The 22,243-nt window shown below is 69.0% G+C and carries 26 protein-coding genes; 13 read left to right on the top strand and 13 right to left on the bottom strand.

The features are described from left to right. Positions 1 to 68: 68 nt before the first annotated feature. Positions 69 to 854: a DNA polymerase sliding clamp gene (locus GQS65_RS15220; protein WP_158205481.1), complete on the bottom strand. Its 786-nt coding sequence runs from the start codon at positions 852 to 854 to the stop codon at positions 69 to 71. Positions 855 to 972: 118 nt separating this feature from the next. Between GQS65_RS15220 and GQS65_RS15215 the strand changes: the two genes are divergently transcribed. The 5 genes from GQS65_RS15215 (at position 973) to GQS65_RS15195 (ending at position 4,593) form a co-directional block, all read left to right on the top strand. After that, the gene (locus tag GQS65_RS15215; RefSeq protein ID WP_158205480.1) at positions 973 to 1,542 is read left to right on the top strand and encodes a hypothetical protein; all 570 of its coding nucleotides are present in this window, start codon (positions 973 to 975) and stop codon (positions 1,540 to 1,542) included. Positions 1,543 to 1,874: 332 nt separating this feature from the next. Then, on the top strand, positions 1,875 to 2,816 hold the full coding sequence (mch, locus tag GQS65_RS15210; RefSeq protein WP_158205479.1) for a methenyltetrahydromethanopterin cyclohydrolase: 942 nt from the start codon (positions 1,875 to 1,877) through the stop codon (positions 2,814 to 2,816). Next, positions 2,813 to 3,328, top strand: coding sequence for a hypothetical protein (locus tag GQS65_RS15205; RefSeq protein ID WP_368280266.1), 516 nt, complete (start codon positions 2,813 to 2,815; stop codon positions 3,326 to 3,328). The genes mch and GQS65_RS15205 overlap by 4 nt, the downstream gene beginning before the upstream one ends. Continuing rightward, a complete protein-coding gene (locus GQS65_RS15200) occupies positions 3,328 to 4,023 on the top strand; it encodes an HAD family hydrolase (RefSeq protein ID WP_158205478.1) in 696 nt (231 codons plus the stop codon). Before GQS65_RS15205 ends, GQS65_RS15200 begins: the two co-directional genes overlap by 1 nt. A gap of 168 nt (positions 4,024 to 4,191) precedes the next feature. Continuing rightward, positions 4,192 to 4,593 carry a DUF7344 domain-containing protein gene (locus GQS65_RS15195; protein WP_158205477.1) on the top strand — a complete coding sequence of 134 codons (402 nt, stop codon included), beginning with the start codon at positions 4,192 to 4,194 and terminating at the stop codon, positions 4,591 to 4,593. A 28-nt stretch (positions 4,594 to 4,621) separates the two neighbouring features. Here GQS65_RS15195 and GQS65_RS15190 read toward each other — a convergent pair whose 3' ends face one another. From GQS65_RS15190 to GQS65_RS15175, 4 genes are all read right to left on the bottom strand, one after another. After that, entirely contained in the window at positions 4,622 to 4,852 is a 231-nt protein-coding gene (locus GQS65_RS15190; protein ID WP_158205476.1) for a hypothetical protein, read from the bottom strand. 69 nt (positions 4,853 to 4,921) lie between these two features. Beyond that, the gene (locus GQS65_RS15185) at positions 4,922 to 6,547 is read right to left on the bottom strand and encodes a GTPBP1 family GTP-binding protein (RefSeq protein WP_158205475.1); all 1,626 of its coding nucleotides are present in this window, start codon (positions 6,545 to 6,547) and stop codon (positions 4,922 to 4,924) included. A 67-nt stretch (positions 6,548 to 6,614) separates the two neighbouring features. Next, the gene (locus GQS65_RS22155) at positions 6,615 to 7,532 is read right to left on the bottom strand and encodes an EamA family transporter (protein ID WP_368280265.1); all 918 of its coding nucleotides are present in this window, start codon (positions 7,530 to 7,532) and stop codon (positions 6,615 to 6,617) included. A 19-nt stretch (positions 7,533 to 7,551) separates the two neighbouring features. Next, positions 7,552 to 8,235: a phosphoglycolate phosphatase gene (locus GQS65_RS15175; protein ID WP_158205474.1), complete on the bottom strand. Its 684-nt coding sequence runs from the start codon at positions 8,233 to 8,235 to the stop codon at positions 7,552 to 7,554. 53 nt (positions 8,236 to 8,288) lie between these two features. Between GQS65_RS15175 and GQS65_RS15170 the strand changes: the two genes are divergently transcribed. Then, positions 8,289 to 9,167, top strand: a complete 879-nt coding sequence (locus tag GQS65_RS15170) for an MBL fold metallo-hydrolase (protein ID WP_158205473.1) — start codon at positions 8,289 to 8,291, stop codon at positions 9,165 to 9,167. 24 nt (positions 9,168 to 9,191) lie between these two features. Here the strand turns inward: GQS65_RS15170 and GQS65_RS15165 are convergent, their stop codons facing one another. Both GQS65_RS15165 and GQS65_RS15160 read right to left on the bottom strand, forming a co-directional pair. Further along, positions 9,192 to 9,446 (bottom strand): hypothetical protein, encoded by a 255-nt coding sequence (locus GQS65_RS15165; protein ID WP_158205472.1) that lies wholly within the window; start codon positions 9,444 to 9,446, stop codon positions 9,192 to 9,194. A gap of 123 nt (positions 9,447 to 9,569) precedes the next feature. After that, positions 9,570 to 10,157, bottom strand: coding sequence for a DnaJ domain-containing protein (locus GQS65_RS15160; protein ID WP_368280264.1), 588 nt, complete (start codon positions 10,155 to 10,157; stop codon positions 9,570 to 9,572). 93 nt (positions 10,158 to 10,250) lie between these two features. Between GQS65_RS15160 and GQS65_RS15155 the strand changes: the two genes are divergently transcribed. Next, positions 10,251 to 10,451: a hypothetical protein gene (locus tag GQS65_RS15155; RefSeq protein WP_158205471.1), complete on the top strand. Its 201-nt coding sequence runs from the start codon at positions 10,251 to 10,253 to the stop codon at positions 10,449 to 10,451. Positions 10,452 to 10,671: 220 nt separating this feature from the next. Here the strand turns inward: GQS65_RS15155 and pyrF are convergent, their stop codons facing one another. Continuing rightward, the gene (pyrF, locus tag GQS65_RS15150; RefSeq protein WP_158205470.1) at positions 10,672 to 11,502 is read right to left on the bottom strand and encodes an orotidine-5'-phosphate decarboxylase; all 831 of its coding nucleotides are present in this window, start codon (positions 11,500 to 11,502) and stop codon (positions 10,672 to 10,674) included. Between the two features lie 77 nt (positions 11,503 to 11,579). Between pyrF and GQS65_RS15145 the strand changes: the two genes are divergently transcribed. The 3 genes from GQS65_RS15145 to GQS65_RS15135 all read left to right on the top strand — a co-directional run bounded on the left by GQS65_RS15145 (position 11,580) and on the right by GQS65_RS15135 (position 13,738). Further along, entirely contained in the window at positions 11,580 to 12,038 is a 459-nt protein-coding gene (locus GQS65_RS15145) for a hypothetical protein (protein ID WP_158205469.1), read from the top strand. 49 nt (positions 12,039 to 12,087) lie between these two features. Next, a complete protein-coding gene (locus tag GQS65_RS15140) occupies positions 12,088 to 12,831 on the top strand; it encodes a CehA/McbA family metallohydrolase (RefSeq protein ID WP_158205468.1) in 744 nt (247 codons plus the stop codon). Positions 12,832 to 12,952: 121 nt separating this feature from the next. Next, positions 12,953 to 13,738, top strand: coding sequence for a PHP-associated domain-containing protein (locus GQS65_RS15135; protein ID WP_158205467.1), 786 nt, complete (start codon positions 12,953 to 12,955; stop codon positions 13,736 to 13,738). Here GQS65_RS15135 and GQS65_RS15130 read toward each other — a convergent pair. Genes GQS65_RS15130 through GQS65_RS15120 form a run of 3 tightly spaced genes read right to left on the bottom strand, consistent with a single transcriptional unit; the run spans position 13,723 to position 16,002 of the window. Next, positions 13,723 to 15,051, bottom strand: a complete 1,329-nt coding sequence (locus GQS65_RS15130) for an oxidoreductase (protein ID WP_158205466.1) — start codon at positions 15,049 to 15,051, stop codon at positions 13,723 to 13,725. The genes GQS65_RS15135 and GQS65_RS15130 overlap by 16 nt on opposite strands. Positions 15,052 to 15,109: 58 nt before the next feature. Further along, on the bottom strand, positions 15,110 to 15,559 hold the full coding sequence (locus GQS65_RS15125) for a hypothetical protein (protein WP_368280262.1): 450 nt from the start codon (positions 15,557 to 15,559) through the stop codon (positions 15,110 to 15,112). Continuing rightward, positions 15,556 to 16,002 (bottom strand): DUF2240 family protein, encoded by a 447-nt coding sequence (locus tag GQS65_RS15120; protein WP_158205465.1) that lies wholly within the window; start codon positions 16,000 to 16,002, stop codon positions 15,556 to 15,558. The genes GQS65_RS15125 and GQS65_RS15120 overlap by 4 nt, the downstream gene beginning before the upstream one ends. Positions 16,003 to 16,095: 93 nt before the next feature. Here GQS65_RS15120 and GQS65_RS15115 point away from each other — a divergent pair, with 93 nt between their 5' ends. Further along, complete coding sequence (locus GQS65_RS15115) at positions 16,096 to 16,464, top strand: 30S ribosomal protein S8e (RefSeq protein ID WP_158205464.1); 369 nt, start codon at positions 16,096 to 16,098, stop codon at positions 16,462 to 16,464. A gap of 122 nt (positions 16,465 to 16,586) precedes the next feature. After that, complete coding sequence (locus GQS65_RS15110; protein ID WP_158205463.1) at positions 16,587 to 17,498, top strand: substrate-binding domain-containing protein; 912 nt, start codon at positions 16,587 to 16,589, stop codon at positions 17,496 to 17,498. 33 nt (positions 17,499 to 17,531) lie between these two features. On the opposite strand, the gene GQS65_RS15105 is transcribed toward GQS65_RS15110, so the two are convergent. Beyond that, on the bottom strand, positions 17,532 to 18,527 hold the full coding sequence (locus tag GQS65_RS15105; RefSeq protein WP_158205462.1) for a phosphate signaling complex PhoU family protein: 996 nt from the start codon (positions 18,525 to 18,527) through the stop codon (positions 17,532 to 17,534). A 294-nt stretch (positions 18,528 to 18,821) separates the two neighbouring features. Here GQS65_RS15105 and phoU point away from each other — a divergent pair, with 294 nt between their 5' ends. Continuing rightward, positions 18,822 to 19,493, top strand: coding sequence for a phosphate signaling complex protein PhoU (phoU, locus tag GQS65_RS15100; protein ID WP_158205461.1), 672 nt, complete (start codon positions 18,822 to 18,824; stop codon positions 19,491 to 19,493). Between the two features lie 343 nt (positions 19,494 to 19,836). On the opposite strand, the gene GQS65_RS15095 is transcribed toward phoU, so the two are convergent. After that, positions 19,837 to 22,056 carry a CDC48 family AAA ATPase gene (locus GQS65_RS15095; protein WP_158205460.1) on the bottom strand — a complete coding sequence of 740 codons (2,220 nt, stop codon included), beginning with the start codon at positions 22,054 to 22,056 and terminating at the stop codon, positions 19,837 to 19,839. Positions 22,057 to 22,243: the final 187 nt, after the last annotated feature.

The following is a 22,243-nucleotide window of genomic DNA, read 5'->3' as shown; positions in this document are numbered from 1 at the left end:
CCTATGGCGTGAGGCGGCGTATAAAATCCCGCAGTCGTCGTCGGGATGGCCCCGACAGAACGGGGGTCTCACCGAGCGATACGCGGCGACAGCGCGTACTCCACCTGCCCCGCCCCCGCCGCGATCTCGAACGACAGCGCCATCGGTATCTCCATTCCCAGTTCCAGCGTCACCTCGCTCCCGCTCGGAATCGGTCGTTCCAGCGCGGTCAGGTAGTCCACCGAGAACAGCGACTCGGCCTCGCCCGCGTCGATATCGAGCAGGTCGTCGCCCGCGAGTCGGTGTCGCACGTCGTCGGTGTCGCCGCTCGCGCTGACGACGAACGCCTCGTCGTCTGCGTCCACCCCGACGGTGGCGTGGCTCGACACCATGTCGGCGGCCCGGACCGACCGCGAGAGCGCCGTCGACTCGAGCGTCACCGCCGCGGTGTACTCGAACTCCATCTCCGCCAGGTCCGGCGGCGAGCGAATCGCCTCGGGGTCCACGAGCGCCATCGTGTAGTCCAGTCCGGCGACGGCGACGGTCAGCCGTCGAGTTTCGGGGTCGAGCGCCAACTGTACGGGGTCGTCGCCGCTCGCCATCGAGAGCACGTCGTCGAGTCGTTCGAGCGGGACGCCGAGCGTCCGTTCCTCGACGTCGTAGGACTCGAACGCCGCCGGAGAGAGGTCGAGCGACACCGAAGCGACGGTCGCCGGGTCCATCGCGGCGACGTGGACGCCGTCGGCGTCGAACCGCATGCGACACTCCTCGACGAGCGCACCGAGGACGTCGACGACGGTCCGGAGGGTCGATGCGGGGACGACGACGTGGAGTGGCGTCTCCTCGGGCGGGGCGGCGAGCGTGGCGTCTGTCATGAGTACGTCCCGTCGGTTCTCGACGTGAGTGATAAACGCTACGTCGGCTTCCCGATAGATAACTCGAAATGCGGTATGTTTACCTACCTGAAACGCACACTATACTCTGATTTCGGGTATGAACGGCGACGACCGCGACCGTGGACTCCTCAGTTCGGCCGACCGCGCGTTCCTGCGTGGCGAGGCGGACCTGTCGAGTGTACAGTCCGAGCGCAACGCCCGTGCACGCATCCGTGACCGGGTGTACGACGGAGTGTTGGACTTCGAACTGCTGGTCGAACGGCTCTCCGAACGCGACCGAACGCTCGTCTTCGAGAAGCGCTTCGGGTCGATGGAGGGGACGGCGGCCCACGACGCGCTGGTCTCGGCGCTGGCGTTCGTCTACCGAGCGGTCGGCGACACGGACCTCGACTTCGAGGACGTGCTTCGTGAGGCCGTCAACGTCGCCGAGGCGAGCGAGGACCGCGCGGCGAGCGTCGACCTCGACGTGACCTACCACTCGTTGACGGTGCCCGAACTCCGGCGGAAACTCGACCGTGGGGAGTCGCTGTCGCTGACCGAACTCGCCTTCCTCCAGTCGAGCGAGGAGGTGAGCCTCCGGGAACTCGCGCGCTACTTCGAGGACGCCGACGCCGCCCGGCAGGGCATCGACGACGGGCGCATCCAGTCGAAGGTGACGGAGTTCTGACCTCGGCCGAGCTGACGGCTGGCCGCGCGCTCGTGGGCGGCCGACGGGACAGGTAGGTTCGGTGCTGACAGTCCTCGGCGGACTGAAAGGGCGAGGTGGAAGGACGAAGCACGGCACGACAAGCACTGCAGCGAACGACCAGCGGGAGCGAGCGAAGCGCGCAGTGGGCCGCACGAGTCGTCCCACCGAGGGCTTTCGGGACGCCATCTCCAGCGACGAATCAGGTGAGGGCTTTCGAGGCCGTGTCGACCGTATCGTCCACGTTATCGTATCGAACTGCGACCCACGGTAGACTGACAAACCCTTTAGCCGAAACCGACCCAGACGCGCCTATGGAGAGTCTCAATCGGATGGCGCTCGAACTCGTCGACGAGGCCATCGAGTTCGGCGACGAACTCGCCGTCGACGCCTACGAACTCGACAACGGCGCGACGGTCCTCGACTTCGGTCTCGACGCCATCGGCGGCGTCGAAGCGGGGCTACTGCTCGCCGAGATACAGTCCGCGGGGCTGGCGACGATGTCCGCCCGACTGGGCGACCTCGCGGGCACCCCCCGGACGTACGTCGACGTCTCGACCGACCAACCGGCGCTCGGCCTGCTCTGCTCGCAGAAAGCCGGCTGGGAGGTCAGTGTCGACGGCTACGAGGCACTCGGGAGCGGTCCCGCCCGTGCGCTCGTCGCCGAGGAGGAGGAGTTCCAGCGCGTCGGCTACGCCGACGCCTTCGAGTTCGCCATCCTCGCGCTCGAAGCCGACGAACACCCGACCGAAGCGGTCGCCGAACACGTCGCGGACCTCGCGGACGTGGACGTGGGGAGCGTCTTCCTGCCGGTCTACCCCACCGCGAGCATCGCCGGCAGCGTCGCCACCGCCGCACGGGTCGGCGAACTGGCGGCGTTCCGTTGCTCGGAACTGGGCTACGACCCGATGGACCTGCTCTCGATCACCGCGAGCGCCCCCGTCGCCCCCGTCGCCGAGGACGAACGCGTGGCGCTCGCACGGACGAACGACGCACTGGCCTACGGTGGTCGGGCGCACCTCGTCTGTGACTCGCCGTTCGACCGGTTCGACGAGGTGGCCTCGACGGCCGCCGAGGAGTACGGCACGTCGTTCGCCGAGGTGTTCGAGGACGTCGACTGGGACTTCTACGACGTGCCGACGAGCGTCTTCGCGCCCGCACAGGTCAGCGTCGACGTGGTCGGCGGCGAGGCGACGAGCTACGGCGAGACCGACGAGACACTGCTCGCGGACTCGTTCGGACTCGACGGGTCGTGAAGTTCAAGGTCGTCCCCGAACCGCGCTCGCTACGGTTCGTCCGCGAGGTGACGCTGGCCGTCCCGCTCGTCCCGGGCAGCGAGGACGACTGCTGTGCCCGCCTCGTCGCGGACACCCCCATCGCCTCCCGCGACGCGGCCAGGGAGTGGCTGACGTTCCTCCGCGCGCTGGGACCGGTCGCCGAGAGCGACGGGAAGTACTACCAGACGCGTGCGGACCTCGACGACACCGACCTGGCGCGTGCGTTCCGCGAACGGGTCCACCCTGTCGCCGACCTGCTGGCCGTCCTCGACACCGCCGCGGCCGACGGCGAGACGCCACTCACGCCCGAGGACGCCTACGAACGGGTCCGCGAGCGAGTCCCGCACTGGGAGCGCTCGCGCCGGACGGACTGGGAGGACGTCTGGCTCGAACGCACCGGCCGGGCGCTCGCCTGGAGCGTCGAGTTCGGCTTCGCCCAGCGCGTCGACGGCGGCTATCGACCGACCGACGACCCGCCGGCGACCGAGTGATGGTCGGAACGAACCCCCCGACGAGCGCCGTCCTGTTCGACCTCGACGGGACGCTCTGTCGGTACCGCCGGTCGCCGGCCGAGGTGCTCGCCGTCGCCTTCGAGCGCGAGGGTCTCGACCCGCTGTTCCCGGTCGAGGCGTACTACGACGCGTTCGACGAGTTCGCCGCGGAAGCCGACGGGATGACCGACCTGCGCGAACGATGCTTCGCCGCGCTCTGCGAGGACCGCGGTCACGACCCCGCCGTCGGCCGGTCGCTCGCCCGGACGTTCGCCGCCGAACGTGACCACCGCGACGTGACCCCGACGCCGGGGGCGCTGTCGACGCTCGACACGCTCGCCGGCGACCTGCCGCTCGGCGTCGTCACGAACGGGCCACGCGACGCACAACACGAGAAGCTCTCGGGACTGGGCCGCCCCGACGCGTTCGACGTGGTGGTGTGTGCCGGCGAGGAGACGCCACCGAAACCCGCGACGGAGCCGTTCGCGGTCGCACTGGCGGCGCTCGGCGTGACCGCAGAACGGACGCTGTTCGTCGGTGACTCCCCGGAGACGGACGTGACTGGCGCGAACGCGACCGGTATCGTCTCCGTGCTCGTCGGCCCGCGTACGGCCGACGGGGTGGTCCCCGACGCTCGACTCGACTCGCTCCACGCGCTCCCCGACCTGGTCCGCACGACCGACCGGTCGGTGTGACACGGCGCGGACGCGGTACGGGGCCTGAACCGCGGGACGGTGGGTGAGTATATGCCGACCCGGACGAACAGCGGATACTGTGAACGGGTACCACGAACGCGACGGCCCGCGAGACGACGGCACCTCGTCGGTCGGTCGCTGCAGCGACGACACGGTTCGAGGCCGGCGATGAGCGGGAACTCTCGGGACGTCTCCCCCGAGGGGTTCGACGGCGACACCGACGACGAGTGGGACGTGGCGCTCGACACGGCGTTCGACCTCCTCGCCGCTCGACCGCGCCGGGCGATGCTGTATCGACTCGCAGACGAGGGTACGGTCTCGTCGGAGGCGCTCACGACTGCCGTCGCCGAGGTACAGGGGGACGGCGACCGCCGACGCGCCCGAACGACGCTGACACACGCACACCTCCCGCGACTGGTCGACTCGGGCGTCGTCTCGGTCGACGCCGGGACGGAGGCGGTCCGCTACCGGCCGTCGCCGACGCTGGAGTCGTTGCTGCGATGGGCGCGACGAATCGAGCACCCGGAGGAGACGTCCGTGGGGACGCCACCGACGGTGGAGGACGACTGAACACCGACGCCCCGGCCGGGTCGCTGGCTCAGACCGCGCGACCCGTGATGCCGGACGTGCCGAGTGAGAGCGTCCCGGCGACGATGAGCGCGACCGACATCAGGCCGATGAGGACCTGTAGCGCGGTTGGAAGCCCGGTGAAGACGAGGAGCGTGATGAGGAGCGTGCCGACGGCGATGAGCAACGCTCCGCCACGGACCTTCTGGCGCTCGCTGAGCGTCCGGTTGTACTCCTTTATCTGTTTCCCGACTGCTGACATGGGAGTAACTACGGGCTACAGAGGCATAAATCGCTCAGCGTGACACGGTTTACCGTGATAGACTGCTGGTCACTCGGCCGGCGTCACGTCGGTGACGGTGCCGACGCCCTTCGACTGGCCCTCACGGAAGACGAACCGCTGGCCGGGTTCGACGTAGTACGGTCGGAACTTGAACCGGACGCGCGTCGTCCCCCTGTCGCCGGGCAGGAGGTGGCCGCCCTCCGGGGTGAACTCGGCGGCCTCGCTCACCGTCTCGACGTGGACGACGGGTTCGTAGCCCGACTGGATGCGCGTCGGGTGGTTGAGCACCATCACCTCCGCCTCGAACTCCCGGACGGCCCGTGGGTCGGCGTCGCGGGGCAACAGCACCATCCCGCGTTCGACCGCCGACTCGCGGACGCCCTTGAGCGCGACACCGACGATGCGGCCGGCCTTCGCCTCGTCGACGCGGTGGTAGTGCATCTCGATGCTCCGGACCTCCACCTCGCGGAACGTGCCGTCGTTCATCGGGCCGAGCAGGAGTTCGTCGCCGGCGCTCACCGTCCCGGTCCGGACGGTGCCCGAGGCGACTGCCCCGACCCCCGCCACCTTGTACGTCCGGTCGATGTACATCGAGAAGTCGCCCGCGCCGTCGGCCGTCTTCGGCAGACGCTCGAACAGTTCGTCCAGTTCCTGCAGTCCCGCCATCGTCACCGCGCTGGTCCGCAGGACGGGGACGACCTGTTCGCTGATCTCCTCGATGGCCGTCTCGACGCCGTAGCGGTCGATTCTGAGCGGCGTCCGGTCGGCGTTGCGAAGCAGGCGTTCGACCTCGCGTTCGACCTCCTCGACGCGTGCGTCGTCGACCACGTCCGTCTTCGTGATGGCGACGATGGTCGGCAGGTCCGTCGCCAACAGGATGCCGAGGTGTTCGCGGGTCGTCTTCGTCGGGCCGTCGTCGGCCGCGACGACGAGCAGGCCGTAGTCGAGTTTCTGCCCGACGAGGCCACGAATCGTGGTGCGAAGCCACGGTTCGTGACCGACGGTGTCGACGAACGAGACGAGGCGGTCGGCCTCCTCGACGATACGTGCCCGGTCGGTCTTGCGGTGGGGGTTGTCCATCCGGACCGGGTCGCCCTCGTCGAAGCCGTAGACGCCGTACGAGAGGTCCGCCGACAGGCCGCGCTCGACCTCGTGGGGCTGGACGTCGAGGAAACTCCGGGTCCCCCCTTCGCCGTCGTCGGGTTGGCCCGTCACGAGCGACCCGACCAGCGTGGACTTCCCGTGGTCGACGTGGCCCGCCGTCCCGACGACGATGTGCTCGTCGTCGACGTCGAGCATCGCCCCCTCGCGGATGGTAGCGACGCCGACGAGGCCGTTCCCGCCCTCGGTGCCGCTCCCGTCGGGGACACCCCACGTCTGCACCTCGTCGATGTGTGCGCCGGCCTCCTCGGCCAGCAAGGAGAGGACGTCCATCGTCTCGGAGAACGCCGCCGGCGCGATACCGGCGAGGCCGCCGTCGTCGGTGACGCCGACGACGTACGTGGCCTCGCCGTCGCCGGAGAGGACACGGTGGCGCAGTTGCGCCGCGAGGCTTTCCAGCCGTCCGTCCGCGAGGTGGAGGGCACGCGTGAGCCGTTCTTTGAACTCCACGCTGCCACCCTCCTGCTCGCCGCGTTCGAGCGCCTGCTCCAACACGGCCCGGTCGGGGCTCATCGAGTGACGCTAGTCCGCCACCCGTGAAAAGGCTTCCCGCGGGTGTGAATGGTTGTCAGTAGTGCCGTCAGGACTCGTCGGCCCCGGTCTCCCCGCGCTCGACCGTGGTGTCGGTGGTACTCGCGAGGTAGATGCCGACGGCCATGACGGTCCCGCCGACGAACAGCGGTGCGCCGACGGGTTCGCCGAGGACGAGGGCACCCAGCGCGACACCGACCACCGGTTGTGCGAAGAAGAACACCGCGATGGTCGCCGCCCCGACGTACTCCATCCCCTTGTACCAGAGATACCAGGCGGCGGCGGTCCCGAACGCACCCAGGTAGGCGACGGCCGCCACGAGCGTCCCCGTGACGGCGAACCCGAACGCCGCCGGTCGCAGCAGGTACTCCGCGAGCGCGAACGCGCCGAACAGCGGGAGCGAAGTCAGCGTCGCGTAGGTCGCCGCCTCCAGCGCGGAGTACCGCCTGATCAGCGGCTTGCCGTACACCGTGTAGACCGCGAACGTCCCGCCGGCGACCACGAGCAGCCCCGACCCGAGGAGGTTCCCGCCGGCGTCGACCCCCGACCGACCGACGACGAGGGCCACGGTTCCGACGGTGGCGAGCGTCATCCCGAGCGCCCCACGTCGGGAGAGCGACTCGTCGAAGACGGTGACGGCCAGCACGAGGGTGAACACGGGTGTCAGGAGCGTCACGAGCGACCCCTGGCCGGCGCTCGTCAGCGCGGTCCCGAGGTACTGGGTGGCGATGGAGACGGCGACCCACCCACCGAGGACGGCGAACGACCGCCACTCGCGCCGACTGAACGTCCGCCGGGGTTTGCTCACGCGGACGACCACCAGCAGGACCGCCGCGCCCACGACCATCCGGAAGAACGCGAGGGTCAACGGCGGGACGACGGCGAACCCCCACGTGCTGACGACGTAGAGTACGCCCCACAGGACGGCCGCCCCGAGGGGAGCGAGCGCCGCGACCGACCTGCTCACCGTGGGGGCTCCCCGCCGGTCACGGTCGGTGCGACTGGAGGGCCTCCAGCGCTTCGAGGAAGCCGTCGGCGTAGCTCGCCTCGGTGACGTGGTCGGCCGCCCGCTTCGCCGTCTCGTCGGCGTTGGCGACGGCGTAGGACTCGCCGACGACCTCGAACGCCGCGGCGTCGTTCTCCGAGTCGCCGACCATGGCGAACTCGTCGAGCGACCGACCGAGGCGGTCACAGACCGTCTCTAGGGCTGCGCCCTTGTCGACGCCGGGACTCGTCACGTGGTAGGCGTAGCCCGTGTCGAAGACGTGCATCCCCGCGGCGGCGGCGAGTTCGCGCAACGGTTCGCCGGGCCGGTCGAGACTGACCGCGAGTTCGGTCTCGCGCCAGCGGTTCGTGAAGTCCACGTCGCCGTACCCCAGGTCGTAGCCCCGTTCGCGGTACTCGTCGACGACGCGCTGGGCGGCCTCACGGTCACCGACGAACGTCAACGCGTCGTCGTCTTCGAGGTAGACCGCGCCGCCGTTCTCCGCGACGACGCGCGTCGGGATACCGACGAAGTGACAGAGCGCGACGGGGTAGGGGAGGGCCTTCCCGGTGGCGACGACGACGGGGTCGGGCCACTCACGCAGCGGCGTCATGACACGCGGGTCGATAGCGCCCGTCCCGTCGGTGAGCGTCCCGTCGATGTCGACGGCCAGTGGTGGGGTCATGGCGTTGGGTGGACGCCCGTCGGAATCAAGCCACCGCTCTCCGAACGTCGGGTATGACGCCGCCCGTCAGACCGGTCCGCGTCGCGCCGGCCACGTACCTGCTCGACGCGCACCTCTTCGGGACGCCCGGCGCGCTCTCGGCGTACGTCCTCGACGCCGAGCGACCGGTCCTCGTCGACGCGGGGACCGCCGACAGCGTCGACCGGTTCGCCGAAGCACTCGACCGACTCGCCATCGCGCCCGCGGACGTCGCGGCCGTCCTCGTCACCCACGTCCACCTCGACCACGCCGGCGGTGCGGGCGCACTCGCCGACCACTGCGAGAACGCGACGGTCTACGTCCACGAACGCGGCGTCGGCTACCTGACCGACCCCGAGCGACTGGCGCGACTCCGCGAGAGCGTCGACGCCGCGACCGGTCGGACCGACCCCTACGGGGTCCCACAGCCGATCCCCGAGGACCGGGTAGTCGCCGTCTCGGGCGGCGAGACGCTCGACTGCGGCGATCACACCCTCGAGTTCGTCGACGCGCCCGGCCACGCACCCCACCACTACGCCGTCTTCGACGAGACGACCGACGCCCTGTTCGCCATCGACAGCGCCGGGCAGTTCTTCGAGGAGCGACTCTACCCGACGACACCGCCACCGTCGTTCGACCTCGACGCGAACGTCGAGACCTGCGAGCGACTTCGGGCGCTGGAGCCGTCGCTGAACCTGTACGGACACTTCGGACCGGGCGGCGACGACGCCGTCGGGGAACTGGAACGGTACGCCGACCTCCTCACGGAGTGGGTCGAGGCCGTCGAGACGCTAGCTGGAGTACACGGCGACGTGACCGCCATCGTCGAGGCGCTCGACGGCCGCTGGCAGTCGCCGACGGTCGAACGCGACGTGGCGGGCGTCCTGGCCGCACGAGATGCGGGGTCGACGTGACGCGGTCGGACGGCCCGCGCTCGCTCACTGGAGGGCGACGACGAGGTGGTACGGGTCGTCGGTCTCGTGGACTGCGAGGCCGTGCCGTGCCGCGACGGTCCGGACGGTGTCGACGAAGTCGGCGTGGGAGAGCGTCAGTGGAACGGGGTTCGTGACGTCGAAACGCGCGTCCCCGAGTTCGTCGTGACGTGTGCTGATGTAGTTGGTCGACCGGAGGTCTCGTTCACATCCGGTGAGGTGAGCGAACTGTGAGCGGACGACCGTCTGGTCTGTCGCCATAGCTCATGGTTCATCGGTCACGATATAGTTCTCGCGGTGTTACTCGCGTACGTGGTGGCTTAACGCCGGCAGACGTAACCGTTCGTCGACTGTTATCGTACGACACCGAACGTTCGGGCGCTCTCACTCCGAGAGTCGTTCGTACGCCGCAGTGACCCGCTTGAACTCCTCCTCGTTCCCGCCGCGGTCCGGATGGGTCTCCTTCACTCGCTCGCGGTAGGCGCTCCTGACCGCCGACTGGTCCGCGCTCGGGTCGAGGTCCAGGATGGAGTACGCCTCGGCCGTACTCGGTCCGGTGTCGGTCCGCGGAGCACGGCGCTGACGTCCGCGCTGTCGACGCCCACCTCCCGCGCGCCGGCCCCCCGCCTGCCGTTCCCGCGCCTGTCGGCCGCCGGCCGTCTCCCGGCGCGTCTGGCCGGTTCGGCGGGGGCCGGCCCCGAACCCGCCTCGGCCACCGTCGGCCTCCGCCCGGCCGCGGGCGGTGCGTCGCTGGCGTGTCCGCTCGTCGACCCGTGCTCGCTGCTCGACGCTCGCGTAGACGCGTTCGACGAGTCGCCCCGACGCCTGGTACCACAGCAAGTAGGCGACGACGGCGAACGGCGCGGCGACGAACAGCGCCACCGGTTCGGCGACGACGGCGACGAGCGTCAGGAGGACGGCCAACCCGGCGAACGTCGCCGCGAGCGCCGCCACCAGCCGTTCACGGTTCACGGCCGAACTAACGGCCGGAAGCGCCTAAACCCCTCGCCACTCGCCGCCCCTGCAGGCCGTGCCGTTAATCCTCCCCACCGACAAGCCCCGGCTATGAGCGTCACTGGCCTCTGTGAACACTGCTCGGCGGAGGCGGCCGATAGCTGTACTCGGTGTGGGAGCGTCGTCTGTGCCGACCACTACGACGAGGAGACGGGCCTCTGTACCGACTGCATCCGCGAGATGGGTGGGAAGCCACACGACGCCGAGCGGGAACCGGACCGCCCCGACGCCGACGACACCCTGCAGTTCTGAGTCCGACTCCCGCTCGCACGCACGACCCGACCCCCGCTCGGCGAGCGGTCGCCCCGCTGGCCTAAACAGTTAGGTGCAACGGTGAGGTGACAGCCTCGCCTCTGACGAGTCGAAGCAGGCGGGGTCAATTCCGTTCGTGGGCACGATATGGAAGGCTCACCTGCCTGCTTCTTTCCTCACGCCGTCGCATCGACGAGCCACGCCGCCCGCGGTAGTGCGCTCAGTCTCGGTGGCGGTTCAGTCGGCCCTTGAGTCGCTTCGCCGCCTGCCCCGCGGCCTTGTCGAACGTCTCGCCCTCGCCCGCGAAGATGATCCCCCGCGAGGAGTTGACGAGGCCGACTCCCCCGGCGAGGCCGAACTCGACGGCGGCCTCCGCGTCCCCACCCTGTGCGCCGACGCCGGGGACGAGAAACGGGAGGTCCGGCACGAGTTCACGGACGCGTTCGAGTTCGTCCGGCGTCGTCGCGCCGACGACGAGACCGACGTTGCCGTTCACGTTCCACTCGCTGGCACGCTGGGCGACGTACTCGTAGAGGTGTTTGTCGTTGCCCACGAGGAGGTTCTGGAAGTCCGACCCACCGGGGTTCGAGGTGCGACAGAGGACGAACACGCCCTTGTCCTCCCGCGAGAGGAACGGTTCGAGCGCGTCCCGGCCGAGATAGGGGTTGACGGTGATGGCGTCGGCTGCGAGGCCGCTGCCTCGTGCGGGGTCGCTGCCTCGACGGTCCAGCAGTTTCGCGTACTGCCGCGCGGTGTTCCCGATGTCCGCACGCTTGGCGTCGAGCAGGACCGGAACCCCCTTGCCCTCCGCGTAGGCGACGGTCTCACGCAGCGCCCGCCACCCATCGGAATCCTCGTAGAACGCGAGGTTGGGCTTGTAGCACGCGGCGTGTTCGTGGGTCGCGTCGATGATGCGGCGGTTGAACGCCCATCGCGGCAGGTCGTGGTCCGCGAGGTGGTCGGGCAGTCGCTTCGGGTCGGGGTCGAGGCCGACGCTCACGACGCTGTCGACGGCGTCGATGCGCTCGCCGAGTCGCTCGAAGAAGCTCATTGCAGGCCGTGACGCGGCCACCGAATAGAGTGTTGCTATCCGGAATGACTTTGGTCCGGACGGCCCCATGTCACGATATGTCACCCGTACCGCCGCCCTCCCCCTCCTACCGAGACGACCGGTACGCCGTCTACGCCGCAGGTGGGGTGACGCTCCTCGGCGCACTCGTCGCGGTCGTGTTGTCCACGTCGACGGTCGAGACGGTCGCACCTGTCGCCGACGCCCTGGCCGTACCGCTGGCGCTCGCCGGTGTCGGACTCCTCGTCGCCGCGACGGGGACGGGCGGGGAGACGGTCCACCGACGAGTCGTCTCGGACACGCGTGGCCGGCGACTGCTCCTGCTCGCGGGCGGGTTCGTCCTGTTCGTCCCGAGCGTCACCACGCTGACGGACCTCGTCATCGGTGATGGCGGCGACACGGCCCCGGAGTGGGAGGCGCTCGCGCTCCTCGCCGCCGTCCCCGTCGTGCTGGCGGTCTGCTGGCGACTTCTCGACGCGGTTCGAGCGCGCTACGGCGAGGACTCCACACTCACGTGACCCGACGGAAGACGAGGCTCTTTGTCGCTGGACCCACAACTGGACGGTAATGTCCGACGGAGTGACGGTGACGGTCGACCCGCACGTTCACTCGGCGGCCTCCTACGACGGGCACGACCCCGTCGACCTCCTGCTCGAACAGGCCGCGGCGGTCGGGTTGGACGGTATCGTCGTCACCGACCACGACACCATCGAGGCGTCGCTCCGCGCCGCGGACCTCGCACCGGAGTACGGTCTCGTGGGGATTCCGGGGGTGGAGGTGTCGACCGCACAGGGCCACCTGCTGGCTATCGGCGTCGAAGAGCGCCCACCGCCACGCCGGTCGCTCGACGAGACGGTCGACGTCGTCCGCGAGATGGGCGGGGTCGCCGTCGTCCCCCACCCGTTCCAGCGGACGCGCCACGGCGTCCGGCGTCGGTTCATCGAGGACTGTGACGCGGTCGAGGTGTACAACGCGTGGGTGTTCACCGGCTACCGCAACCGCCGCGCGAGACGGTTCGCCGCCCGCCACGACTTCACGCCGGTCGCCGCCAGCGACGCCCACCGCGCCCCGTTCATCGGCCGGGCGTACACCGAGGTGACCGTCGAGGACGCCGACTCCACGGCGGCCGTCGACGAGAGCGACGTCCTCGACGCACTCGACGACGGCGCGACGGCGACACGGGGTCGTCGACAACCGCTCCACCGGAGCGCCGCCCACTACCTCACCGGGGCGGCCCGGAAGGCGAACCACGTGGCGCGTCGCCGCCTCCCCGGCGTCGGGGCCGTGCCGTCACCGACCGACTCGGCTTGAGTCCCGGCGAGACTCCCGGCCGGTCCGACCACCGTGTCGGCCGACGTCACGACCACGTGTGGCGAGGCTCCGTGTGTAGCCGGAACCGGTCTATACCGATAACTCTCCAGTACAGACAGTCATGCCCCGCGAGGTCTCTGTCGCCCTCGACCCGCACGTCCACTCGGACGGGTCCTACGATGGGCACGAACCGGTCGAGCGCCTGCTCGAACGGGCGGTCGAGGTCGGACTGGACGGTATCGTCGTCACCGACCACGACACCATCGAACAGTCCCTGCGAGCGGCCGAACTGGCTCCCCAGTACGGTCTCGTGGGGATTCCGGGGGTGGAGGTGTCGACCGCACAGGGTCACCTGCTGGCTATCGGCGTCGAAGCGTGTCCGAAACCGGGTCGGTCGTTCGCCGACACCGTCGACGTCGTCCGCGAGATGGGTGGCGTCGCCGTCGTCCCCCACCCGTCACAGCGGACGCGCCACGGCGTCCGGCGTCGCCACGTCGAGGACTGTGACGCGGTCGAGGTGTACAACGCGTGGGTGTTCACCGGCTACCGCAATCGCCGTGCGAGGCGGTTCGCCGCCACCAGCGACTATCCCGGTATCGCCGCCAGCGACGCCCACTCCGCGGCGTACGTTGGCCGAGCGTACACCGAACTCCTGCTCGAAGTCGAGTCGCTCGACGACCTCACGGCCGACCGCATCGTCGCGGAACTCGCCGCCGACGGTGCGACCGTCGCGGGCCGCCGTCAACCGCTCTGGCGCAGTACGAGCCACTACGTCTCCTGTACGGGTCGGAAGGCGCGTGGTGCGGTCGGGCCGCGGCGACCCTCGCTCCGGACGGTCGGTGCGCTGGCCGGCACCGTCGTCGCCGGGCGACTCGCCCGTGCCGGACTCGCTCAACTCCGTTCCTGAGTGTCGGGCGTCCGGTCGTAGACGCCCGCCCGCTCCAGTCTCCCACGCTCGCGGAGCACGTCCGGCGTCCGACACATCCCCGGCGCACCGGTCGCCTGCGGGACGATGCAGTTGTTGCAGTCGGCACAGAGGACGGCGCCGTCCGTGTCGGCGAGCAGTCGCGCCGGCAGTCGCGGTTCGGCGTAGAACGGCCGGCCCAGACCGACCGCGTCGCACGCGGCGGGCGCGTCGCCCTCACCGAGCAGTCGGTCGATCCGTCCGCGCTCGCGGATGCCGCCCTCACAGAGCACGGGCACGTCGACACGCTGGCGGACGCGACGACAGAGGTCGGCGTTCCACTCGCGGGCGGGCGGGTTGCGGGCCGCCTCGACGCGCGTGGCGGCGGCGACGAGGCGTGCCCGGAGTCGACTCCCGAACGCCGCCTCGTAGCCCGACCGGAACTGGCTGGCGGCCCACCCGCGTTCGGGGTACTCCCCGCGGACGAGGCTCATGTCCCAGAACGTCGAGCCGTGGACCGGGACGAGGGCGTCGTAGCCGTACTCCGCGAGTCGGACCGCGAGGCCGAGGGCGTCCGTCGTCGAGAGCCCCGTCCGGACGAACGGCGGGCGGTGTTTCTCGGTGGGTACCTTCGTGAACAGCGGGACGTCGCCCGCTCGCTCGCGTATCTCGTCGTGGAGCAGTTCGAGGAAGCGCCCACCGTCGGCGAACTCGTCGTCGCGCCGGTTGTAGTACGGCGAGCAGAACTGCTGGACGATGCCCATGTTGGCACTGGAGAGGTGGACGCCGTCGTAGCCCGCCTCGACGGCGCGTCGGGCGGCCCGGCCGAAGTCCGCCGCCAACTCGTACACCTCCGCCGTGGTGAGGACGTGCGCGTCGTACTCTAAGAACCCCGTTCGCGCCGCGGCACGGAGGTGGATGGGGACCCGCGAGACGGCCAACTGCTGGCGGGTCGCGGCGTCGCGGTACTCGCGGTGCCACGTCTCCAGACTGCGCAGGCCGCCGTGGTCGAGTTGAATCACGATGCGGCCGCCGTGGTCGTGGACGGCCTCGGTGACGGGGCGCAGGCGTTCGGCCTTCTCGTCGGTGTCGATGCGGGTCATGTTCGGCGCGACGGCCCCGCCCTCGCCACGGACGAGCGTCGCTCCCTGGAAGACGAGGCCAGCGCCCGACGCGGCGGCCGGTTCGAGTTCGTCGGCGAGGCGCTCGCCCGCCTCGGCGTCGTCGCCCGCACACTCCAGCAGCGGCGCGCGATAGAGACGGTTCGGGAGGGTCAGGTCACCGACTTCGAGCGGGTCGCCGAGCGCCGCTGTCATTGCCGGTGTGAGGTGGCGGGAGAGCAAAAGGCTGCGGACGCCACCGACGGCCGCGAGTTCAGGCGTCGGTGCTGTCGTCGCCGCTCGCGTCACGGCGGTCGGCCCCGGAAGCGGCGATGGCCGCCGTCACCGTCCGAACCGCCCGCTTGACCTCGCCGCCGTCCTCGACGAACACGAGGACGCGCGGCGGGTCGACCGCCTTCGGGCGAACCCGCAGGTCGGCGTCGTGGGCGGCCTCGGGGAACGCGTCGAGGCCGACTCGGAACTCGACACGTGCCCGGTCGGCGTGGGCGTAGACGTCCGCGAGGCGCGTCGGGGGGTGGCCGCCGTCGCCGCCCGCGCGGACGACGACACCGTAGGCCAGTTCGCCGAACTCGTCCGGGTCGAGCGTGTCGGCGTCGGTCACGTCGACGAGTTCGAGACGGGCGAGCGGGCCGTCCTCGCGGGCGACGAGTTCGCTCGCGAGCAGTTGCGCGAGTCGGACGCCGACGGGGGTCGGGTCGCTCACGACGCGAGGTCCGCCCGTGCCCGTTCGGCGAACGTTCCCACGTCGACACCCTGCTTGTGCGCGTAGAGGACGGCCGCGGCCTCGATGGTGATGCCCGCTTCCGACTGGAGCGCGTTGATGGCGGCGACGGCGTCCTGCTTCTCGATACCGGTGTCGACGAGTGCGTCGAGGACTCGCTGGAACGTCGAGCGCTCCTGGATGACGGACTCGTCGGGGTGGAACCCGTCGGGAATCGGTTCGTCGTCGGGGTCGAAGCTCACGACCAACTCGCCGTCCGTGCGGTCGAGCAGTCCCTCGCCGACGGCCACGTCGATGAGGCGCTTCGCCTGGTCGGGCGAGAACCAGTCACGGTCGAGACTCAGCGCGACGACGAACTCGCTCTCCGCGACCCGCTCGCGTCCCTTCGCCCGAAACGGTGCGGCGACGGCCTTCCGGAGACTCATCGGCGGATGGGGGGTCCCAGGGGGCTAAAGCCCTCCGAACCACTGCGGGTCCGCATCGAAGCCTTCTTGTCCGTCTCGGGGCTGGTTCACCGTATGAAATTCCAGGGACGCTCGGAGACGAAGCGGACCGGCGGTCGACGCCGTCGCATCCGGAAGAAGCGCAAACACGAACTCGGTCACTCCGCGACGGAGACCCGCGTCGGCGAGCAGAAACTGAAGACGGTCCAGTCGTGGGGCGGCAACACGAAGGTCCGCGCCATCACGACGAACGTCGCCAACGTCGCCACCGACGACGGCGTCGTCAGCGCCGACATCGAGACGGTCGTCGAGAACGACGCCGACCCGAACTACGCCCGCCGGAACATCATCACGCGCGGTGCGCTCATCGAGACGTCCGAGGGGACCGCCCGCGTCACCTCCCGTCCCGGTCAGGACGGCCAGGTCAACGCCGTCCTCGAATAGGACCGCTGCCGACGCGACACGCCTCGTCACCGCTCGTCGCCAGCCGTCGGTCCACCGCCCGAAGGTAACTGCTCACGGTTACTGCTAGCGTTCTTTGTAACTGCAAGTGGTATCGTCACGCCATGCACCGACGCCGGTACCTCGTGGGACTCGGGGCGACGGCCGCGTTCGCCGGCTGTCTCGGCGACTCCGGCCCGCTACGAGGGGAGCGGCGGGACCCGGACGCGCAGTCGCTCGGCGGGTCCAGTGTCGCCCGAGCGTTGACGCTCGCGGTCACGACGACGACCCACGACAGCGGGTTGCTGGACGTGTTGAACCCGGCGTTCGAGGCGACTTTCGACACCACCGTCCGGCCGGTCGTCCGTGGGACCGGCGCGGCGCTCCGGACCGGCCGGGACGGCGACTGCGACGTGGTGTTCGTCCACTCACGACCGGCGGAAGACGAGTTCATCGCCGCGGGCGACGGCATCAATCGCCGCGACGTGATGGTCAACGACTTCCTGATCGTCGGGCCGCCCGACGACCCCGCGTCGGTCGCCGGTCGTGGCCCGTCGGCGGCGTTCGAGCGCGTCGCAACCACCGGATCGAGGTTCCTCTCGCGGGGCGACGACTCGGGGACCCACGACCGGGAACGACGACTGTGGACGGCGGCGGGTGTCGCCCCGACCGGTTCGTGGTACCGCGAGACCGGTCAGGGTATGGGCAACACGCTCGTCGCGGCCGACCAGCAGGGGGCGTACACGCTGGCCGACCGCGGTACGTTCCGGTCGCTGGCCGGTCGTATCGGCCTCGTGGCGCACGTCGACACGGGCCTCGACGACCCGCACCCGCTGTTGCGCAACGAGTACGGCGCTATCGCGGTCAACCCGGCACGCCACGACGTGGCGTATCCCGAGGCGATGGCGTATCTGGGGTTCCTGACGGGACCGGCGCAGTCGCTCGTCGACTCGTTCCGTGTGGGTGGTACCCCGGTGTTCAGACCGACGGCGCTGTCGGGCGACCCCAACTTCGAGCAGTACGTTCCGCGGTCGTGAGACGCCGTCCGTGGTCTCGGAGGCGCACGACGGCTACGGTTTGGGGGCGGCCTTCTGGAGGGCGGTCTCGGCGATGTTGCCCCCGTAGTCGGCGCTGCGGCCGAGGGAGTCGACGACCAGTCCGAGCAGCTGTGCCTGCTGTGGGTCCAGTTCCCGGACGAGGTTGTCGACCTCGCGTGTGAACTCGTCGACGTCGTCGACCCGCCGTCGTGTCGCGTTCGCCTGCTGGGTTGCGACGTCGCTCTCGTCTTCGAGCAGTGCGTCCATCGCCGTCTCGATGACCTCGGTGCTCTGTGAGAGCAGGCTCTGGATGCTCTCGGCGGCCTCGTCGGGTATCTCGTCGAGTTCGAGCGCGAGTTCGGCGATCTTCGTCGCGTGGTCCGCGACCCGCTCGAGCTGTCGGGCGCTCGTGTGGTAGTCGAAACAGACCTCGCGGGCGATGCCGACCTCCGTCGCCGTCGACGGGTCGCGCAACACACCGCGGAAGACGCGGGAGGTCATGTACCAGAGCCGGTCCACGTCGTCGTCACGCTCGACGACGTCGCTCGCCAGGTCGTCGTCGTCCTCGACGAGTGCGGTGATGGCGTCCGACAGCATCGACAGCGCGACCAGTCGCATGCGCGTGATGGCGTTGACGATGGAGAGCTCCGAGGAGTCGAGCAGGTCCTGGAGGATGACCGTCTCGCCGGTCTCGCCGATGACCTCCAGCCCCACGAGACGCTGTGCGGCCTCGCGGATGGCACGGCGCTGTGCGGCAGTCACACGCGCAGTCTCCAAGTTGATGATGTCGAAGCCGCTGACGTACATCGTCACGACGGCCCGCATCAACTGCTCACCCTCGATGTCGGTGATGTCGAGGGTCCCTTCAGTCCGGTCTTCCTCCCCCTGCGGAGTCAACAGGAGCGAGTCCTCCTCCGGATAGAACTCGACGACGCTCCCGGCGCTGATGCCGTTGTCCGTCGCCCACGTCTTGGGCAGTGATACGGTGTACGTCGACCCACCAGTCACCTGCACCTTCCGGGTTTCCATGTCGGGTTTCTCGGCCGTTGCCATATAAAACAATTCATTTCTATATACTACGTCGGAGTCGACGGGTCGATTGTCTTCCAGACCCGACGAGACGTGATTCGACGGCGTCGATTGGAGTTCCCGGTGTGCGGAGTCGTACGAGGGCCGCTGGGGGCCGACTGCGTCGGGCGCTGCGGACTCTCCATCACTATATAGCAGCTGTGTGCTAAACTGTCTCATACGTTTTGAAGGAGTCAACCTTTTGTACCGTGGCCGGTTTGGAGGCTGTATGAACGCAGACGAGGTGTGCCACTGATGGCACGACAGGGGTTCCAGGACCAGCTCGATTCGCTCGGAGAGGACGTCCTCTACATGAGTGAGTTGGTCGCCGACCGACTCCGGATGGGGTTGAGCGCGCTCGAACAGAAGGACCACGAACTCGCCATGGACGTCATCGAGGGCGACGACGAGATCAACGGCGTCTACCTCGATCTGGAGAGCGACTGTATCGACCTGCTGGCCCTCCAGCAGCCGGTCGCCGGCGACCTCCGGTTCGTCGCGTCGTCGTTCAAGATCATCACCGACCTCGAACGTGTCGGTGACCTCGCAACGAACCTCGGGACGTACACGCTCGACGCCGAGCGCGACATGTTCCCCGAGGTCGACATCCAGACCATCGGCGACACCACGCTGGCGATGCTCGACGCCGCGATGGACGCCTACGAGGAGCGCGACGTGGAGGCGTGTTTCGACATCGCGGAGTGGGACGACGAACTCGACCGGATGTGCGAACGCGCCTCCGAGACGGTCGTGCGGGACCTCATCGAGACGGAACTCGAAGACGGCGAGGACGTCGAACAGATGATGGCCGACGTCTCGCGGCTCCTCCTGACGATTCGGGACCTCGAACGCGTCGGCGACCACGCGGTCAACATCGCCGCCCGGACCCTCTACATGGTCGAGAACAGCGACGAACTGATCTACTAAAACCACTTTTTCTGCGGAGGGTTCCGTCGCTCGCGGACGTTTCCCCTCCCCATCCACGGTTTCGAGTGTGCCCTAACCCATGATGTCCGAGGCTACGTACGAAACTCGGCAAAGCTCTTCAGAACGGCGTCTGCCGAGTGGTCACCTCAAGCGGCGCAGTAGCTTACGTCCGGCGTGAACGGTAGCGAGCGCCGGTTCACGCGAGCGAGGCGCACCGCGACAGCGTGCGCCGACGCGAGCGCAGTTTTTCCCACGTTTCTGCTCGGGGTTCGACCGAGCGAGCGTGTTCCGCTTCGCGGAACCGCGAGCGAGGGAGGTCCCCGACGGAAACAGTGGTGGTGTCCTACTGGAAGCCGATGCGGCCCGTCGACTGCTCGGGGCCGCGCGTGCCGCCGCGGAACTGGTCGGCGATGTCCTCGTAGTACGCCCGGATGTCGTCGTTGATGGTCGGGCGGACCGACTCCATGGCGGTCCGGAAGTGACGCATCTCGACCTCGTCGGCGTCGTGGTCCTCCCGGAGCGCTTCGATGGCCGCCTCGCGGGCGATGGACTCGATGTCCGACCCGACGTAGCCGGAGGTGAGTTCGGCGAGTTCACGCAGGCTCACGTCGGGAGCCATCGGCGTGTCGTCCGTGTGGATACGGAGGATCTGTTCTCGACCTTCGAGTTCGGGTTCGCCGATGAACACCAGACGGTCGAACCGGCCCGAGCGGATGAGCGCCGGGTCGATCATGTCCGGGCGGTTCGTCGCGCCGATGACCATCACGTTCTCCATCTCCTCCAGCCCGTCGAGTTCGGTCAGGAGCTGGTTGACGACCCGTTCGGAGACGTTCGACCCGACGTCGCCGCCCCGACCGGGGGCCAGCGAGTCGAGTTCGTCGAAGAAGATGACCGTCGGGGCCACCTGCCGGGCCTTCCGGAACGTCTGCCGGATGGCCTTCTCGCTCTCCCCGACCCACTTCGAGAGCAGCTGCGGGCCACGCACCGAGATGAAGTTCGCGTTCGTCTCGTTGGCGACGGCCTTCGCCATCAGCGTCTTGCCGGTCCCCGGCGGCCCGTAGAGCAACACGCCCGACGGCGGACTGACGCCCATCCGGGCGAACCGCTCGGGGGAGTTCATCGGCCACTCGACGGACTCCTGGACCTGCTGTTTGGCGTGGTCCAGCCCACCGACGTGGTCCCAAGTGATCTTCGGGAGTTCGACCAGCACCTCCCGCATCGCCGACGGGTCGACCTCGTTGAGCGCGCCGCGGAAGTCGTCCCGTTTGATGATCATCTTGTCGATGAGGCTCGGCGGGATGTCCTCCTCGTCGAGGTCGATTTCGGGGAGGTAGCGTCGAAGTGCCTTCATCGCCGCCTCCTTCGTCAGGCTCTCGATGTCCGCCCCGACGAACCCGTGGGTCTCGTCGGCGAGGTGGTCGAGGCTCACGTCGTCCGAGAGCGGCATCCCGCGGGTGTGAATCTGGAGGACCTCCTTGCGACCCACCTCGTCGGGGACGCCGATCTCGATCTCGCGGTCGAAGCGACCCGGACGACGGAGGGCGGGGTCGACGGAGTCGACACGGTTCGTCGCCGCGATGACGATGACCTGGCCACGCGATTCGAGACCGTCCATCATCGTCAGCAACTGGGCGACGACGCGGCGTTCGACCTCGCCCGTCACGTCCTCGCGTTTGGGGGCGATGGAGTCGAGTTCGTCGATGAAGATGATGGAGGGCGACTCCTCGCTGGCGTCCTCGAATATCTCGCGCAACTGCTGTTCGGACTCGCCGTAGTACTTCGAGATGATCTCCGGGCCGGCGATGGAGAAGAAACTCGCCGACGTCTCGTTGGCGACGGCCTTCGCCAGCAGCGTCTTCCCGGTGCCGGGCGGACCGTGCAGGAGCACCCCCTGTGGCGGCTCGATGCCGAGTTTCTTGAATATCTGGGGGTGTTTCATCGGCAGTTCGACCATCTCGCGGACGCGCTGGATCTCGCCCTGGAGACCGCCGATATCCTCGTAGGTGATGCCGCCGCCGGTCTTCTCGAAGCCCGAAATCGGCTCCTCTCGGAGTTCGACTTCCGTATCTTCGGTAATGAGACAGACGCCCTCCGGGTCGGTCTCGACGGCGATGAGCGGAATCGCCTGCCCGGGCGAGCGCATGAACGGGTGGTTCGTGGAGGACATCACCGGCACGATGTCGCGTTCGACGACGGGTCGCTTGAGAATCTGGCGTTTGACCATGCCGGCGGCGTCGGAGCCGAACTGGACAGACGCCTCCTCGGGTGGCGCGAGGACGAGTTTGTCGGCCTTCGTCGCCTCGGCCTTGCGGATGGTGACGCGCTCGCCGATACCGACGTCGGCGTTCTGGCGGGTGAAGCCGTCGATGCGGACGGTGTCGGTGTTCCAGTCCTGACGGTCGGCCCGCCAGACCTTCGCGGCGGTGCGCTCGCCGCCCTCTATCTCGATGATATCTCCTGGGCTCAGCTTCAGGTGTAACAGCGTATCCGGGTCGAGGCGTGCGATGCCGCGGCCCGAGTCGTTCGGGTACGCCTTCGCCACCTCTAGTTGGACTTCGTTCATTACGGGGTTGTGTGTGGGAATCCGGTGTCGCCGGACATATCCCTTTTGCTCATGTGTCACACACGTACGCGAATGTGACGGTCGATACGACCGAGAACGTCGGTCTCCCGTCTCGTAATTGGGTCGCTACCGGGCAAGTCACCCGGGCTTGCGAACCGTGTCGTTCACCACCGCGACGACTCGTCCG

The organism is Halomarina oriensis (genome assembly GCF_009791395.1).
GTDB lineage: Archaea > Halobacteriota > Halobacteria > Halobacteriales > Haloarculaceae > Halomarina > Halomarina oriensis.
The sequence above is the reverse complement of the archived record's forward strand: the minus strand, read 5'-3'. Positions and strand labels throughout refer to the sequence as shown.